Raw genomic sequence first — 16,870 nt, 5'->3', positions numbered from 1 at the left:
AAAGAGATTGTATAGCCCATTCTTGCCTGCAAGCGGCATTCGATTTCAATCGGCTTCGTGGTAAGTTCCAGCCAAGCCCTATTTGTTTACGGTACTTTAATGATTCCAGAGGTGACCCGTCGCGTAATCGGGCGCATGCCAAAGAATCGCCCGGCGAACCTGGGAGGCTTCCGCCGCTTCTGCGTAGCTGGGGCAACCTATCCAGGAATCATCCCTGAGTCGGGTGAACAGGTAGAGGGATTACTGCTATTAGATTTGAGCCCAGTGGAGTTTGAGCTCCTCAATCGCTATGAAGGCAGCGAATATCGTCTGGAAGTCCATGTAGTTTATGCCAGCAAAGATAAGTTAGAAGCTTCCGTTTACGTCTACACTAACCTGAGTCGAGTGACGGCTGTGAGCTGGGCATTCCCTGATGATATTGATTTTGGTGATCTCGGATTATCCGAATAAAGCAGGTTTCACCTAGCTCGTCGGATCAGGAATGCTTAAATTATCTCCGACATCCTTCATGTAGATAGACTGAGTCGGGAATGCGAATTCGATACCCGCTTGATTAAAGCGTTCCACAATTTCAGTATTCACCTTTTCGGTGAAGGCGAGGAAGTCCCAATACGCAGGGGGATGATACCAGTAGATGCAAAGGAAATCTAGGGAGTAAGCCTTGAACTCATTGAAGTAGACTCTTGGAGGAAAATCTTCCGCCATGCCTTCGTGTTTCTCTAAAATCTCTTCGAGGATCTCTTTTGCCTCACGGATTTTGGCGGGAGGCGTGTCATAGGTAATTGAAATATTAAAAATACGCCGAATGAACGGGCGCTTGGCTACATTGTGAATTACAGCGCCAGATAAACTTCCGTTGGGGATAGTCACAAGATGGCCGTCTAAACGGCGCATGCGGCACGAACGGAGCCCCACGCTTTCGATGGTTCCGTCATGATCTCCAAAAATGATACGGTCACCGAGGTTGAAGGGTTTCTCCATGAAAATGACTACAGCGCCAAAAATATTTTTGAGTGTGTCCTGAGCCGCAAGAGCGACAGCGAGACCCCCGATACCTAGGCCGGCAAGGATAGTTTTGATCTCAGAACCAGTCAGAACATGAGCGATTTCCAGGATGGTGACTGATACCACCAAAACGCGCGCCACGCGCACGAGGATGGGGGTGAGCATATCGTCGATCTTATTCTTCGTTTTCTTCGATCGGCTATCTAGCCAGTATCCTAGGATGTCCGCTGCGTGGAAAAAGAAGATGCCCACCCCAATCCGGATGAGTATGGCCGAAGTGAGCACCAGGGCACCTTGAAACGTGAAGGTGAAGAGATTCACGGGCCCATCTAACTCATCGATCAAATGGGATCCGGCTACAGCGTAGCCCAGAGCGAGTCCCAATGCTGTAATAACAGCCGACTTGCTTACTGAGAGATAGATCGTTTTGCGGAGCCAGTGCTTCTCAGAGGATTTTTCATAGAGAAATTCTGCCAGCCTCTTTACTAGGAAACCTCCTAGGACAGTGGCGAAAATAAGGACGAAAAAGATAACTGTTTGAGTACTCACAATGAACGCAGGTTGATTTGAATTTATCTTGGGAAAGCAGTTTGCTTGCGCGATCCGGCCATAAAGTCTGACTTGGTCTCTTAAATATGAAAATTTGCAGATATTTGGATTCGGACGGAAATATGGGATTTGCCGAATGGCGCGGTGAGGATCAGCTGCCAAAGGTGATCACGGGGGACTTCGGTAGTTTCGATGTCACCGATCAAGATGCCGACGTGGCTCAGCTCCTGGCACCGATTGATCCGCGTGCCATTTTGGGGATCGGACTGAATTATCGAGCCCACGCCGAGGAGACGGGCAAACCACTTCCAAAATACCCATTGCTTTTCATGAAGGCGGTGAATGCTGTTCAAAATCCTAACCAACCTATTTTACTCCCGCGCACGTTAGTCAGTCATAAGGTCGATTATGAAGCGGAGCTCGCGGTTATTATCGGACGCGCCGCGCGCAACGTGAAACCTGAGCAAGCCCTTGATTACGTATTGGGCTACACCGTCGCAAATGACGTAAGTGCGCGTGACTGGCAGTTTGAGTGGGGGGAGGGGCAATTTTCCCGCGGTAAGACTTTTGACACGTTTTGTCCACTGGGCCCCTGCATGGTGACCACGGATGAGATCGAGAACCCTAACGATCTCAGCATGCGGACGCGCGTAAACGGCGAGCTTCGGCAGGAGACCAATACAGGTGACATGATTTTTGATATCCCGACTTTAATCAGTTTTTTGAGCGGAAGTACGACCTTGGTCCCTGGAACGGTTATTTTAACGGGAACTCCCTCAGGTGTGGGGGCGGCGCAGAAGCCACCCGCATTTTTAAAGGAAGGCGATCGTGTCGATATCAGCATCGATGGTATTGGTACTCTGTCTAATCCCGTTAAGGAGGAGAAAAAGTAGCGCATGCACCCACCGCTGACCTTGGTGATCCTTGCAGCGGGGATGGGGAGCCGTTTCGGCGGTCCTAAACAATTGGCTGCGGTCGGACCTTCTGGAGAGACGCTCATCGAGTATGGCTTGTACGATGCGCGGCGCGCTGGGTTTGAACGCTTTGTTTTCGTGATTCGGCGCGAAATCGAACAAGACTTCCGCAACGCGGTTTTGGTGCGATTCGAGCATGGCTTGGACTGCTCGATTGTCTTTCAGGAAACGGATGATTTTCCAGAGCTGCCGTCTGCTGAGGTTTTAGAAAAGCGCGCCAAACCCTGGGGGACAGGTCATGCGCTTTGGTCGGCAAGGGACGTGGTTAGAGGAGCCTGCGCAGTGATGAATGCAGATGACTTCTATGGAGCAGAGAGTTTTGCGATATTGGCAAGTATGCTCCGAGACAGCCCGACCGCTGCGACTTTGGTGAGCTTCCGCCTCGACCAAACCCTATCTTCGCTGGGCGGCGTGTCTCGCGGCATTTGCGACGTCTCAGATCACGGTTTATTGAACGGCGTGATAGAGTGCAAAGAGCTTGCTTTAGAGGAAAACCGGGTTCGAGGCCTCGTAAATGACACTGCAGCCACCGTTGACCTCAGTCCCTCCACTCCAGTTTCGATGAACCTTATGGGATTTCCTGAGGAAATCTGGATCGAGATGGAGCAGGCTTTACAGCAGTTCGCTGGGGATCAATTACCTGGTTCCACGCAAGAATTTGGTCTTCCTGATGTGCTCAACAAATGGATGAGTAATCATGTGGTTCGCGTGCTTGCTTCTCCCGAGCGGTGGATCGGGGTGACCCATGCTGAAGACCTGGCAGTAGCTCGGTCTGAAATTCACAGATCTCTTGAACAGGGAAAATATCCCACAGCGTTGTGGGCAGAGTGAACCATGACGATGTCTCAGAATTCATGGCTGATTTGTGTTGATACGGGAGGCACGTTTACTGACTGCCTCGGCCGAAACTCTGATGGCCAATGGTTGCGCTGTAAGGTCTTGTCGAGTGGAGCCCTGCGCGGGACGATTTCTGCTGTATACCAAGAGGAAGTAGAGGTCTCGCTTGCCGCGCCGATTCACGGGTCAGTTTTACGAGGCTACACCTTGCGCGCATTGACGAAAAAAGCTTCGACGAGGGTAATCGAGGCTAGCGGTTCGCTGCTGAAATTAGCAGGAGATGTACTGTCTTTTGGCCTGGGTGATTTAGTCGAGCTGTCTGCTGGAGAGGAGGCCCCCATCTTGGGAGCACGCCTTCTGACTCAAACAGCTCTGGTAGATGCGCTTCCAAAAATGGAGTTTAAGTTAGCTACGACGCGTGGCACGAATGCTCTATTGGAGCGTAAGGGGGCTCGGGTAGTTTTCTTTGTAAACGAGGGTTTTGAAGATGTATTCCGTATCGACGATCAGCGTCGTCCGGACCTCTTTGCCAGAGAGATTCAGCCCAGAGCTGCGTTGACCCATAACGTTGTTGGGCTTCCACTCAGGCGTGATGCCAATGGAAGAGCGATTCATGAACCCGAAGCCTGGGATCGGGTGCGGGAGCGCGTGGTTTCTTCCCTAGTTGACGGTTGTGAGGCCGCAGGAATTTGTCTGATCCATGGGAATGCGTATCCCGAAGATGAGAAGCGCGTGGCGGATATATTGAGTGAGCTGGGTGTCCCGTATGTCGTCTCGTCTGCCGAATTGTCCGGGATGGCTAAGTTTCTTCCTCGGGCTCAGACTACCGCTGTTGACGCCTATCTCGGCCCGATCATGAAACGCTATTTAGATCGTGTCGAAATGCCTCTGCAGGATGCTTCATTGTCAGTCATGAGTAGTTCAGGCGGCTTGATGCCGCGCTGTGACTATCGTGCGAAAGATGGCCTGCTGAGTGGGCCTGCCGGAGGGGTGATCGGTGTGGCTGCGGTGGCGAAGCGTGCAGGTCTGCATCAGGTAATCGCTTTTGATATGGGGGGGACGAGCACCGATGTGTCGCGCGTATCTGGAGAGCCAGAACTCCGTAATGAACACCGTGTCGGTGATGCGCGTATTCAAGCCCCATCGCTGAGGATTGAGACCGTGGCGGCGGGAGGCGGGTCGATCTGCAGTTTCCGAGATGGTCAGTATTTCGTGGGCCCTGAAAGCGCCGGCGCCTTTCCGGGCCCAGCATGCTATGGCGCCGGGGGTCCGTTGACGGTGACCGATGTCAATTTGCTTTTGGGGCACCTGTTGCCTGATGCGTTTCAAGTACCCTTGGATTCGAAAGCAGCTGAGAGCGTGCTGGAACAGGTTCTGGATACATGTGGAGCGTCTCGAGATGCAGTGCTGAATGCCTTTTGGGCTTTGGCTAATGAACACATGAGTGAAGCGTTGCGGCAGATTTCGATTAAGGATGGTTTTGATCCGGGGCAATTTACACTCGTTGCGTTTGGAGGCGCTGGCGGTCAGCATGCTTGCGCATTGGCCGAGAGCATGGATATGGATTCGGTGCTGGTGCCAGCCGATGCGGGAATACTTTCGGCCTATGGCTTAGCTCAGGCTCGACGTGAAGCGAGCGCCTTAGTCCAGATAGATCAGAGTTTGGAGGAGTTCTCGATCGTGAGCGAGCGTGTGGAGCAGGCAATGGAAGCACTGCGAGCGCAGGCAATTGATTGGATCGGAACTGAACCGCGCGTTGAACTGGATTGCCGGTTTCGTGGACAAGAATCCACTTTGAGTCTGCCGATGCCAACAACTGCTAACGAGTTAGATACTCGATTCCGCACGGCTTATACTTCACGTTTTGGTTATGTCGACGAACACAGCGTAATTGAGATCGCAGTAGCACGCTGTCGACTTGTCGAGACCATCAGGGAACCTGAGGAAGAGATCTTTGAGCGCGTCCAATCCGTGAATGATGTTTCTCAAGTTATTGAAGATCCTTATACAACACTGCTCGTTTTGCCGGGATGGTCTGTGCATCGGGGCAGCCATGGGAGTTGGATGCTTGAGCGTGAGACTGAGACGGCCTTCCGTCACTCCTCGACCCGTATGAATGGGGATTTACTCACCAAGACACTCCTTACTCAGCGTTTCAATAGCCTTGTCGAAGAGATGGGTAAGCAGCTGGAGCGCACCGCGGTGTCTACGAACGTAAAAGAGCGTTTAGACTTCTCTTGTGCATTCGTTAGTGCCCAGGGAGAACTGATTACCAACGCGCCTCACATTCCTGTTCACCTCGGCGCGTTAGGCGTGTGTGTCCGACGCGTTGTCTCTGAACTTGATCTGGGAGAGGGGGACGTAGCCGTCACAAACCATCCCGGGTTTGGCGGGTCGCATTTACCCGATATTACGCTGCTCATGCCCGTGTTTTACCGGGGTGTTCGGGTGGGTTACCTTGTCAACCGAGCTCATCATGCTGAGGTAGGGGGATGCGTGCCTGGATCGATGTCACCCTTTGCCAAGAATCTGGAGGAAGAAGGCGTGGTGTTTTTTCCTCAGCGAATTGTTGAAAAAGGCCAGAGTCGATTAGATGCCATTGAAAGCTGCCTCATGAGCGCACGCTATCCGAGTCGCCGAATCGCCGAGAATTTGTCTGATTTGAGAGCACAGCTTGCTGCATTGATGTCCGGCACTAAGCAGCTTAAGGCGATCATCCAAGACTTTGGCATGGATGCGGTATTGGCACGCATGGAGGGCATTCTGGGAGAGTCGGAGCAGCAAATGCGTGATTTACTGGAGAGACACGAAGGCCGTCATTTCCATTTCACCGGTCATCTCGACGATGGTGAGCCGCTTGCGGTCGACTTACGTGTCGCAGGAAGGCGGCTGACTGTGGATTTTTCAGGGACCGCTTCGGTGCGTAGAGATAGTTTAAATGCAAATGAAGCAATCGTTCGCAGCGCTTTGTTATATGTGCTGCGTGTCTGGCTTAATGAGCCAGTGGCCCTCAATGAAGGCCTGATGCGCTGTGTCTCGATTATACTACCCGAGTCATTCATAGCTCCCAAGTTCACGCAGAACCCAGCAGAATGCCCAGCAGTCGTGGGAGGGAATGTCGAAGTGAGCCAGCGCATTGTCGAAACATTGATCTCGGCTTTAGGATTTCAGGCCGGCGGACAAGGCACGATGAATAATCTCATTTTCGGCGATGCGACACGAAGCTATTACGAAACGATTTGCGGTGGTTCGGGGGCAGGGGATGGCTACGACGGTGCATCTGCTGTGCATGTCCACATGACCAATACGGCGATCACCGACGTGGAAATTCTAGAAAAACGCTATCCTGTTATTCTCGAGAAATTCAGTGTTCGGCAGAATTCAGGTGGACGCGGGACACGCGAAGGGGGAAGTGGCATCGAGCGTCGCATACGATTTCTCAATCCAATGACAGTGTCCCTTCTCATGCAGGGACGTCGCTCGGGTGGATCGGGTTTCGACGGTGGAGATGGAGGCGCTGCGGGGGAACAATACTGGATCGACACATCGGGAGATCTACGCCCACTCCCCGGTATGATCTCCCGCTATTTCGCCGCGGGAGAATCGATTCTCATCCGCACACCGGGTGGCGGTGGTTTTGGAGCGCCATAGCATAATCCGGGTTTAAAGAGATAGATGAAAAACCAGATGCTGAACTCTTCATCGCTTTTTCTCAGAATTCTCCTTTTGCGAGATAGTCCACACGCATCTCTATCTTTGGTCTTACGGAGGTTTTGGCGATGAATCCAGTGTCATCGTTCAAGAATGACTTATTCAAGCAAGCGCTTAATCGCGTGCTGAATTTTAAGCTTAAATTGAGATGCTGACCCTCCGACTGTGTCTGTCTTAAAGCAGAAAGGGCGAGGTAGAGCATTGACTCAGAATTTGGCGTTCATTCTCGAAATTCGATGCGGACTAAAGGGGGTGTGACCAGAAGTGCGGGGAGTCATGCGGCCTCTTTGAGCCATTCTTGACTTTCGATGTAGGTGGCGCGGTGGGCCCGGGCTGAGATTAAGGCATCTGCGTTTGTCCTCAGCCAAGCCATCCCAGGGCCTTTAAGCCGTTGCTGGATGATTTGTTTGTGCGCACTTTCGATCATTCCCGTGCCTACAGGTAGGTTGTTTTCGAGGGCCTTGGGGTAGTCCAGTTGCTCCTTTCGATTATTCAGATAGCGATAGGCAAGACGAACGGGGGAATGCTCGTCGGGCACTTCAGCCCCCTCACTTTTTTCCTCTAGCTCCGCTATTACCTGCGACGCTTTTCCTTTTAATAGTTTGGTCCTTTGACGCTTCTGCCAACGCTGGGGACTTTCCTTCAAGGCGCAGACTTCTGAGGCCTCAGCGAGGTATTCACATACATGGTAAAGATCTAATAGAAACGAACTGCCTGGAAACTGCAGTCCGGCTTGTTGGGCAATCCAAGAGGCACCATCTCCCATACAATGGATAACGGTATGGGCTGCCCAACCAGCTCTCAAACGTTGCATGTGCCCAAGCATGTCCCACCTCATGGACATCCCCTATTAAGCCTTCGTAATATGAGCTATCCGTCCCCGAGGCGCGAGCTGCACAGATACGGGCTTCTTTCCAATCAAGATCTCGCTTCTTGCGAGCATCGCCATTCTCAGCCGTGTGGACTATACGCACCATAGAGCCGTCACATTGGCTCACTATGGCGTCGGCTCCTTTGCTGGGTAAGCTAGATACCGGCTCGCGCTCACGTTGCCCAGTGCGCTCAGTTTGAGCCTGATTTAAGGTTACTTTACGGATGCGCTCAGCGCTCAGGCTAAATCCATAATGAAGCTGTAGACAAAAGTTGGCCCGACGAAACGAGTCCTCTAACCCAAAATCATATAAGGCACCACGTAGGCGCCCTGACACCCCCCTGCAACTGACACCCAGAGCCTCTGGGAGACGACGCAGATAGGACTTGCTAGGTGTACGCCAGATCCGCTCGGTTATTTTGACGCGTCCGAAGGTGGTGTAAAAATGGAGCGTTTTTTTTCGCGCTGTTGGACCTGCTCATACTCACTTTTGAGCTCTTTGTGAACAGCCTTCTCCTTGCTCGCAGCCCACTGAGCCAGGCTCTCATTGCCCACTTCACGCAATAAATCAATGAGCTTGGTTTCAATCTCATCGAGTGCGGCAGATTTATCGCTATAAGCGGTTTCAAGAAAATCTTCGATCCGTTCTAGGAGCAAGTCGTTCTCGGACAAGCGCTCCATAGTCTTTTGAATACGTTCTTGTTTGAGCTCTGATTTTTTAGATGTCATCCCAAGCCTATTTCAGGCTTGTGAACGCTTGCACTAGGTATCTTTTTGGCTCCACCTGGCACTAGATGTGGTGTATTCGGTCATGAATGTCAGAAGAATATCCAAGAAGTCTTTTGGAGCTGGAGGAGTTTTTTCCAGATGAGCAGGCCTGCCGTGATTACTTATTTAGACTTCGATGGCCGAATGGCTTTGTTTGTCCCTGCTGCGATGGGTCGGACTACTGGCATGGATCGCGTGGACGAATCATTTGCAATAAATGTCGTCATCAAACCACTGTCACGGCAGGAACCATTTTGAAGCAACCCGTAAGCCTTTGAGATTATGGTTTCGAGCCATATGGCATGTAACCTGTGATAAGCAAGGGGTCAGTGCGAAGAGCCTGCAGCATATTTTGGGTTTACGAAAATACTCAACAGCCTGGACTTGGTTGCACAAACTTAGAAGAGCCATGATAAGTCCGAATCGAGACCGACTCAGTGGGTTTGTCGAAGTGGATGAAACTTTTGTTGGAGGCATCGAGGCTGATGTTGATGGACGAGAAACCCAGACCAAATCTCCTGTCGCGATAGCCGTCGAAGACAAAGCAAGAAAATGGGGCGTACTCACATGAGAGTGATTCCTGATGCAAGCCGAGTTCACTTACACAGTTTTATCGAAGATGTAATCGAGTCTAGAAGCACGATTCATAGTGATGGATTGCAAGCCTATCGAGGAATTGAGAAGAAGGGTTATCAGCATCGAAGGACCTGCGTGCAAGGTCGTAAAGATGGACTGGATGCCATAAAGCTGCTGCCAAAGATTCATACGGTTGCCTCACTGCTGAAGCGATGGCTTGATGGAACTCATCAAGGAGCAGTCAGCCCTAGACACTTAGACTCCTATCTGGACGAGTTTACTTTCCGTTTTAATCGCAGATCCAGTCGTCATAGAGGAATGCTATTTTATCGATTACTACAAAATGCAGTCCAAATCGAAACCAAGCATTATCGCAGATTGATCGGAGGTCAATCTGCTCCAAATACCACATCTAGGACCTAGTGGAGCCAAAGGGATACCCAGTATGCTCGTACACTATAAAATGCAATTATTCGAAATTTTACTCCACACACTTCTGGTCACACCCGGTCAGCTCGCTGGCAAAGGAGTATCAGGTCGATCAGAAGAGCAGGACGTTTTCGCCATGGAGTCACATGGTCAGTTTGTTGTATTGCCAGCTCACACACTGTATCGGGCTAAAAGATTTGTGTGACGCGCTGCGCCGCCATAGCGTGAAGCTGTTCGCGATACGGGGTGCCACGCCACCGAGTCGCAACGGACTCTCGAATGCCAACAAAAACCGTAATGCCGACATGATGGAGGCTTTGTTCTGGTAGATGCTCGATCATCTGCAAAACCAGTTTCCCGGCTTTGGACCTGCGGGGCGCTACGAGGGTTTGCCCCGTCGTTTCAAAAAGACTGTTTACAGTATCGATTCTTCAACTATTGCTCTGGATGCCAACCGCATGGACTGGGCCAAGCACCGTCGGCGCAAGGCAGCGGCCAAGCTGCACCTGGGTCTGAACCTGCAAACTTTCCTGCCCTCGTTCACTGTCATCGAGGAGGACGCGCACCGCTGAAAGTGCAGCCGCCTGATTCAGCAAATAACGGTTCACCCGAGATTTTTCCAGGGCCGGGTGAACAAATTGTAGCAGTGTGACGCTCATAGATGCCGAAGACCTCGACGGAATCGGATCGTATGAAGCATGAGGTTTTAGCAAGTCTTGAAACCAGTTAACTTAAATCCTTACAACCTTTCTACCACCTTTCGAGCTGTCTCGTTTATTGAGGAACTCTTATTCAATTCAACCCAACCCATCCAACATGAAAAAAATCATCCTTGCTGTCTTTTTAACAGCGCTCGTCACCACAACCACCTGGGCTCAGGAAACACCGAGTTCCATCACCTTCAAAGCCATCCTGGATATGGGAGATCGCGTCGCCTTTTCACTCTCGACGGGTGGTGGAGCTCAAAGCCGTTGGGTAGAAATCGGCCAGTCATTCCGAGGCCACAAATTGGAGCGCTACGACCGGGAAAAACAAACACTCTACCTGAAAGATGACACTGGAAAGGAAATCGTCATCGCCCTGTCTTCGTCAAATTACCAGCCCGATGACGTGGATGCCTTAACCAAGGCAGAGGAGGTCATACGCCTGTCCAATTTCGAGAAGATGATTAAGGAAGGGCTCACAGCACAACGGGACGCGATGACACAAAATATGAAGCAACTCGTTCCTGGAAATGTTGACCCTGATGCCTATGCGGATCTTCAAAAACGGACGTATGACCTCATGATCGAAATGATGGACTTTGAGGCGATTGAAGAGGGTATGACCGAAGCCTATGCCACGATCTTCACGCCGGAAGAACTCGACGGATTTTTGGACTTTTACAGCACTGCAGCAGGCAAGGCCAGTCTCGAGAAAATGCCAGAGATCCAGCAAAAGTCCATGGAGGTCATGATGCCCGAGTTGATGAAGGCGATTCCTCGTATCCCGGAGCTCAGTCAGGAATGGGCTGCACAGCAAACGGCTCAACCCACTGCTGAAGAATAGCACTCAGACCGACAGCGGCACATCCGCCATACTGCGAATGACATGTTGAAATATCTTGGAATACTCGCCCTCGGCCTGGCTATTGGTGGCTTTGGAGGATTCTGGTTTCACGCATCCCAGCCGCCCGATTGGGATATGCTCGAGCTCACGCCCCTTTCTGGTTCGTAAGTGTATGACTACACCTGCCGCCATCCAGATCGACGAACTCAGGGTCGACTACGGCGACTTCACCGCCGTGAAAGACCTGAGTATGGAGGTAGCTCGAGGTGAAATCTTCGGGTTTGTTGGACCCAACGGGGCAGGTAAAACGAGCACCTTAAAGGTGTTGTCCACCCTCCTCTATCCGACGTATGGCAGCGTGATGATCGCTGGAATCGACGCACTGGAGGACAGCCGCGCTGCCCGCCAGAAGATTGGTTATATGCCTGATTTAGCACCGGTACCCAGTGATTTATTTGCCTGGGAGTTTCTCGATTTCTATGCTCAAAGCTATGGGGTTTACGGCTCCAAACAGCATCGAAGGGAAGCCGTTGATCAGGCACTGGAAGAGGTCGAGCTCACTGAGCAACGCAAAGCCAAATGCAATGCCTTGTCTCGAGGGCAGACCCAAAGACTTGTGTTTGCAAAAACTATTCTGCAACAACCTGAGATCCTTATCTTGGATGAACCCGCGAGCGGGTTGGACCCGCTGTCGCGGCGCAATCTGAAGCACACCCTCAAGCGCATCGCGGCCGATGGGGCGACGGTGATCGTGAGCTCCCATATCCTCAGCGAACTGGCAGAATACTGCACATCGCTCTGCATCCTCAACCAAGGGCAACTCTTGATCCAAGGGACCGCCGAGCACATCCGAGATGCTTTCGAATCGACCCAGCGGAGCCTGGATATCCGCTTCACCCATCTGGCACAAGATGCTGCTGCTTGGCTCCGTGAGCACCCACGAGTCTCCCATGTAGACGATACCCAAATGCGCCTCAGCTGCGATTTCTCGGGGACTCTCGATGATCAGGCTCAGTTGCTCACAGACTTAGTCGCGCGTGGCTATGCACTCCGTTCGGTAGAGGAAAAGCACAATTCATTCGAAGACATCCTTACCCGGATCGCAGAGGAGAATCACTCATGAGCACCATCGCCGCAGGCTTCCGTGAACTGCTTGATTTTTTGCAAATCTGGAAGAATCCCATTTTCAGCCGCTACTGCCGGTCTTGCCTGAGGCTGAGACGACTCAGCATTTGGACACTCCTTGTGATCATGTTATCGATCTACGCTATCGTGATCAACGTAGCTTTTTCGATGCGATTCGATCAAATGACTGAGGTTGAAGCCTATCGTCTGGCGTTCTTGGTTCTATTCTTCCTTCAGATGTTCATTATGTTTGTTCTCGGCATGGCCAACGTTTCCGGCGGGATGACGCGAGAAAGGGATGAGGGCGTCATTGACTACCAGCGCATTTTGTCCCTATCGCCACCCAAGAAAGTGGTGGGCTATCTTTTCGGTATGCCGGTCAAAGAGTATGCTCTGACGGCCATGACCCTGCCCTTCACCGCATATGCTATTTTTCGCGGAGAAATTGCGCTCAGCATTTGGCTCCCGTTCTACATCACCTTCTTTTGTTCCACCCTCCTATACCACATGACAGGCGTGTTGGCTGGGACGGTCATCAAGAACCGTCGCTGGGCCTTTCTATCCTCTATGGCGATCGTGTTTTGCCTCTACACGATCATTCCAGAAGTCTCGAAATTTGGCATCAACGTCTTCCGCTACCTTACCATCCGACCGGTCTTGGAGGAGTCCTGGTCCTATTTCTTACCTCGGGAGACAGGGAGTGTCGTCCAGATAATCCAAAGCCTGAATCCAAGCGTCAGCTTTTTCGGACTCAAATTTCCATCCTTCGTATTTATCCTTATTTCCCAGGCCGGACTCATACTCACCTTTTTTGTTATGCTCTGCCGATTCTGGCATCGACAAGATATGGGCTTACTCGGCAAGGGCTGGGCCGTCCTCTTCTTTGGCTGGATACAGTTCCTCATCCTGGGCAACGCCCTACCTGCAATTCCGACTGGTGAAATCTTTCCCAGCGTCGGCTTTAGCCAGCAAATGACCGGAGGTCAGGTATGGAATCCCGACTGGATCGAAGTCGCTGCAGTGTGCGGATTTTACGGCCTGGTCACATTCGTGTTGATCATGCTGATCGTAAACATCATCACCCCCGACCGTAACAAGCAGATACGCGGCTGGCAACGCGCCCGAAAATTTGGCTATTCACGCCTAAATTGGAATGACAAAGCCAGTAGCGCCCTGCCCGCAACCCTTGCGCTCTGCACACTCGGAGCAGCGGGCTGGTTCCTCTTCTTGAAGGGGTTGGTAGAGTCCCCCTGGTTCCCGGGTCACCATGCCGAGCTCAAACACTTCCTCTATGTATGGCTGATTCTGCTCGTGGTCGGCGTGGGATTTCAGTCGCTGCTCGAATGGCAAGGACGCATTGCTCTCTTATTTGCGGGCATCATAGCGGTAGTCGTTCCTCTACTCACTGGCCTCATCAGCGGCATTTTAGACCAGGCCACGCTCTCGGTTTGGATTACCGCCCTGTGTCCCCTGACCCTACCCATTGCCTTTAGCTTCACCGAACTCGGGATTGGCCAACTCGACCTTAGCAGCATCGCACGGGCGATTCCCTACGCATTTAAGTTTTCCCTTTTGGTCCATAGTTTCGTCTCGCTATTCATCGTCTACAGGCTCTTTCAAGCGAGGAAGATGATTCGAACGCGGATTCGGGTAGATTAGATTACTAGCCAAAGCGACGGAAGCGAACCGCATGCTCCTCCGTTGCCCCGATCTATGGCACAATCAGAGGTTATCCTAGGTTGGACAGTAGTGCTCGCCGTAAGCAACCTTTGACTTTGCCCGATAAAAATGCATCAGCTCACCGAGTTGGCTTGTTGCATCGTGATTGTAGGCGACCCTTCAGTCGCACCCGGCAAACTGTTTATAAAAAATTTAGCTGTATTTTCAGGAGAGAGTTGACGGATTCATAAAACTAATATTTAGATCGTTATTTTTCTAGGAAGTGCTCAACTCTTCCTCAAATTTGAGAATGTTACCCACGATAACGTTGTCCCTATGTTAGCTCTGACGACAGACGTCCCTAATTGTAACGGGCCAAGGATCGATCCAAAGCTATCAAATGCATTCATACCAGTCTCACATAAAGACTCGATAGCCCAATCCTGTATCGCTAATGAAATAAGAGGTAGATGCAGTATTTTAGTTATCAGTCTAAACGAAATTATAGTAACAGATATGAACTAGACACCCGGCATTTCCAATCTATTTACCGATGAATTGGAGAGACCTTGTATTTTTCACATCTAAATTCGTATAATTAAACTTAAAATATAAGAGAACTCAATCTGGAGGGTGATACTATAACCTATAATTTTTATATCCACACGTTTCAGTTTCAAATAACTTATTAGTTACAGATCCAAATGAATTTTTTCAAAATACCTTTTTCACAATTAATCATTTTATTATTGAATGGCATAGGCGCAATGCTGACGGCAGCAAGTGTCAGTAACTTCGAACAAATCACTGTCCAATACGATGCAGCTGGTCGGCTCATACGCACATCTGGCTTTGCTGAGACGGAATACGCCTACGACGCCGCAGGCCTTCTCGCCAAGGAGACCGTGCACTATGGGAATGAGGCCTCCGGTTTCACCACCATCGTCAGCCACCTCATCGTCGACGAACTTGCCCAATACCCACGCGTCGTTGGCGAGGAACGCTTCACTTATCAGCACGCCTTGGCTGAGAAGGAATTACTTCCCGAGCAAATCATCGAACGGCGTACCATTATGTATGCCTGTGGGCCGCTCGGATTGAGCTCCCAAAAGGTCATTCACTACGCCGGCGAGCAGTTCGGCCAGATCGCATCTGAAGAGCTCAGTTTCCCACAAGTCGATCACCAGGGCTCCATCATCGCGCTCATCAACAATGATGGGGAACTCACCCTACGACGCGAATATGACGCCTACGGCAACATCCGTTATCAAGAAGGCAATGGATGGACCACACTCGGCTACAACGGGGAACGCATGGGAACCGCCGATGGTCTCCTCTGGGTACGCGCACGGCATTACAATCCCAAGCTCAGGCGCTGGATGCAGCGCGATGACTTCCCCGGACACGCTCACCGGCCCTTATCACGCAACCGCTACGCCTATGTCGAAGGCGACCCAGTGAACAATATAGATCCCAGCGGAAACCTGGCTATCGTCCCGCCGTTTATGGCTGGAGCCTTTATTGGCGGATCTGCTCTCGGGACCTGGGGAGCTATCGAGGGCATAAATAGCCAAATTGAGATCAACCGCGTTATGCAGGTTGAGGCGTATGGACCCCAAGTACAAAACCGAGAAGAGTTCAAGGCAGTCGGCGATTTGCGTAGTGCGTATTACTCAAGTGATAGTAACGCCCGCATTCACGCCGCACAAAAAAGACTCATTCACGCTGAAGCCTCTGTTCAACTAGCTGATGTCTTAACAACTTTCGCCGATTCCCCAGCTATTCTCGCTCCCCGGCAATACAACCCAACAACGACGCGTATTCCCGGGCAGATAGTTCATGTTGGAGCCCCTAGGATACCCCAAAAGGCCCCACCTCATGCCACTCGATCCGGTCGGTCATACGGATTCTATTCGTTACCCGTGCCAGCTCTGTTTAGATATCTACTTCAAGGTTATATCCACAATCCCGAAGTTTTAAGCGGTCACGGCAGCTTAGAAGTTTATTCACAATTATCTACTGGAACTAGTTTTACGGACATAACCATTATCCCAGAAGGCACCACTTTTACGGTCTGGGCAGAACATGGAAAACCCATTACATTTAAGTTAGGTAATTATATTTAAACTGGAAGAGAAATAACCTTCGAGGAATTTGGGGAAGAGGTGATAGGGGCGAGAAGTTATCTACCAGGTGCAGCAGTTCCAGATTATATATTACACCCATTCAACAAATTTGATGAATTTTACCTCCTGGAATCATGGCCTACTACTGTGAACAAGTCCACACCCTTGAGTTCTTTATTGGAACCTAATAAGGGGCACGTCCAGTGGTCAGCTTGCTGTACTGAAACAAATATATATATTTTGCCCTAGCCCGGATTTTGCATGAACATGTCGACAGTCCAGTGTTGACAATAAAAATGTCTTCCTGCCGGGCTTCTTTGCTTGGTTTCATGATTTTCCACGATTTTTGGCGACCGCTGGACACATTGCCCCCTTTCCCCCATTCCATGTTTCCCGCTTCTGCTTGGGCGCGCCATGTTGATCTTAGCACTGGCTGACTACCCAGGTCTTATATTCAAGTTGTCAGCGATTCGGAGCCATAGGCTCTGTAAGGGATAGCCGCTACTCAGACTCAGATGAATGCGACGGCTGTTGCGCACGATGACCGCTCCCACCTTGATCAACTTGCTACGGATGGTGGAGCACTGGGCACAGCAAAGCTCGGTTCCGGATAAGCCAATCTCTCTGAGCGCCTGGGTGATCGTGTATGCCAAGGCACTCAGCAGCATACGCCATGGGTTCGTCCACCAGCC

The 16,870-nt window shown here is 51.0% G+C and carries 14 protein-coding genes and 1 pseudogene; 11 read left to right on the top strand and 4 right to left on the bottom strand.

The features are described 5' to 3' along the window. Positions 1-57 precede the first annotated feature (57 nt). Entirely contained in the window at positions 58-450 is a 393-nt protein-coding gene (locus HRU10_02650; GenBank protein NRA26129.1) for a gamma-glutamylcyclotransferase, read from the top strand. A 12-nt stretch (positions 451-462) separates the two neighbouring features. Here HRU10_02650 and HRU10_02645 read toward each other — a convergent pair whose 3' ends face one another. Then, the gene (locus HRU10_02645) at positions 463-1,554 is read right to left on the bottom strand and encodes a mechanosensitive ion channel family protein (GenBank protein ID NRA26128.1); all 1,092 of its coding nucleotides are present in this window, start codon (positions 1,552-1,554) and stop codon (positions 463-465) included. Positions 1,555-1,640: 86 nt separating this feature from the next. Here HRU10_02645 and HRU10_02640 point away from each other — a divergent pair, with 86 nt between their 5' ends. From HRU10_02640 to HRU10_02630, 3 genes are read left to right on the top strand one after another with little or no spacing between them, the layout of a single operon-like run. Next, complete coding sequence (locus HRU10_02640; protein ID NRA26127.1) at positions 1,641-2,447, top strand: fumarylacetoacetate hydrolase family protein; 807 nt, start codon at positions 1,641-1,643, stop codon at positions 2,445-2,447. 3 nt (positions 2,448-2,450) lie between these two features. Then, positions 2,451-3,359 (top strand): NTP transferase domain-containing protein, encoded by a 909-nt coding sequence (locus HRU10_02635; protein ID NRA26126.1) that lies wholly within the window; start codon positions 2,451-2,453, stop codon positions 3,357-3,359. A gap of 9 nt (positions 3,360-3,368) precedes the next feature. Further along, complete coding sequence (locus HRU10_02630; GenBank protein ID NRA26125.1) at positions 3,369-7,016, top strand: hydantoinase B/oxoprolinase family protein; 3,648 nt, start codon at positions 3,369-3,371, stop codon at positions 7,014-7,016. Between the two features lie 334 nt (positions 7,017-7,350). On the opposite strand, the gene HRU10_02625 is transcribed toward HRU10_02630, so the two are convergent. Both HRU10_02625 and HRU10_02620 read right to left on the bottom strand, forming a co-directional pair. Continuing rightward, a complete protein-coding gene (locus HRU10_02625; protein ID NRA26124.1) occupies positions 7,351-7,914 on the bottom strand; it encodes a UPF0236 family protein in 564 nt (187 codons plus the stop codon). A 447-nt stretch (positions 7,915-8,361) separates the two neighbouring features. Beyond that, positions 8,362-8,676: a hypothetical protein gene (locus HRU10_02620; protein NRA26123.1), complete on the bottom strand. Its 315-nt coding sequence runs from the start codon at positions 8,674-8,676 to the stop codon at positions 8,362-8,364. A gap of 86 nt (positions 8,677-8,762) precedes the next feature. On the opposite strand from HRU10_02620, the pseudogene HRU10_02615 reads away from it, so the two are divergent. From HRU10_02615 to HRU10_02585, 7 genes and pseudogenes are all read left to right on the top strand, one after another. Continuing rightward, a pseudogene (locus tag HRU10_02615) lies at positions 8,763-9,714 on the top strand (IS1595 family transposase). Continuing rightward, positions 9,714-10,049, top strand: a complete 336-nt coding sequence (locus tag HRU10_02610) for a DUF4372 domain-containing protein (GenBank protein ID NRA26122.1) — start codon at positions 9,714-9,716, stop codon at positions 10,047-10,049. The pseudogene HRU10_02615 and the gene HRU10_02610 overlap by 1 nt, the downstream one beginning before the upstream one ends. After that, a complete protein-coding gene (locus HRU10_02605; protein ID NRA26121.1) occupies positions 10,050-10,292 on the top strand; it encodes a hypothetical protein in 243 nt (80 codons plus the stop codon). It abuts the gene before it with no gap. A 244-nt stretch (positions 10,293-10,536) separates the two neighbouring features. Next, positions 10,537-11,268: a DUF2059 domain-containing protein gene (locus HRU10_02600; GenBank protein ID NRA26120.1), complete on the top strand. Its 732-nt coding sequence runs from the start codon at positions 10,537-10,539 to the stop codon at positions 11,266-11,268. A 172-nt stretch (positions 11,269-11,440) separates the two neighbouring features. After that, on the top strand, positions 11,441-12,391 hold the full coding sequence (locus HRU10_02595; protein NRA26119.1) for an ABC transporter ATP-binding protein: 951 nt from the start codon (positions 11,441-11,443) through the stop codon (positions 12,389-12,391). Further along, positions 12,388-14,052 carry a hypothetical protein gene (locus HRU10_02590; protein ID NRA26118.1) on the top strand — a complete coding sequence of 555 codons (1,665 nt, stop codon included), beginning with the start codon at positions 12,388-12,390 and terminating at the stop codon, positions 14,050-14,052. Before HRU10_02595 ends, HRU10_02590 begins: the two co-directional genes overlap by 4 nt. 767 nt (positions 14,053-14,819) lie before the next feature. After that, positions 14,820-16,178, top strand: coding sequence for an RHS repeat-associated core domain-containing protein (locus HRU10_02585; GenBank protein ID NRA26117.1), 1,359 nt, complete (start codon positions 14,820-14,822; stop codon positions 16,176-16,178). 437 nt (positions 16,179-16,615) lie between these two features. Here the strand turns inward: HRU10_02585 and HRU10_02580 are convergent. Further along, the coding region (locus tag HRU10_02580; protein NRA26116.1) for a transposase at positions 16,616-16,870 on the bottom strand (255 nt) is incomplete at its 5' end.

This window comes from Opitutales bacterium (assembly GCA_013215165.1).
Lineage (GTDB): Bacteria > Verrucomicrobiota > Verrucomicrobiia > Opitutales > JABSRG01 > JABSRG01.
This window is presented reverse-complemented; position numbering and strand designations above follow the sequence as displayed.

Bases quoted from the DNA above. Each gene is read 5' to 3' on its own strand.
- HRU10_02640 (NRA26127.1), top strand. From the start codon at position 1,641: ATGAAAATTTGCAGATATTTGGATTCGGACGGAAATATGGGATTTGCC.
- HRU10_02635 (NRA26126.1), top strand. From the start codon at position 2,451: ATGCACCCACCGCTGACCTTGGTGATCCTTGCAGCGGGGATGGGGAGC.
- HRU10_02630 (NRA26125.1), top strand. From the start codon at position 3,369: ATGTCTCAGAATTCATGGCTGATTTGTGTTGATACGGGAGGCACGTTT.
- HRU10_02625 (NRA26124.1), bottom strand. From the start codon at position 7,914: ATGAGGTGGGACATGCTTGGGCACATGCAACGTTTGAGAGCTGGTTGG.
- HRU10_02620 (NRA26123.1), bottom strand. From the start codon at position 8,676: ATGACATCTAAAAAATCAGAGCTCAAACAAGAACGTATTCAAAAGACT.
- HRU10_02605 (NRA26121.1), top strand. From the start codon at position 10,050: ATGCTCGATCATCTGCAAAACCAGTTTCCCGGCTTTGGACCTGCGGGG.
- HRU10_02600 (NRA26120.1), top strand. From the start codon at position 10,537: ATGAAAAAAATCATCCTTGCTGTCTTTTTAACAGCGCTCGTCACCACA.
- HRU10_02595 (NRA26119.1), top strand. From the start codon at position 11,441: ATGACTACACCTGCCGCCATCCAGATCGACGAACTCAGGGTCGACTAC.
- HRU10_02590 (NRA26118.1), top strand. From the start codon at position 12,388: ATGAGCACCATCGCCGCAGGCTTCCGTGAACTGCTTGATTTTTTGCAA.
- HRU10_02585 (NRA26117.1), top strand. From the start codon at position 14,820: ATGCTGACGGCAGCAAGTGTCAGTAACTTCGAACAAATCACTGTCCAA.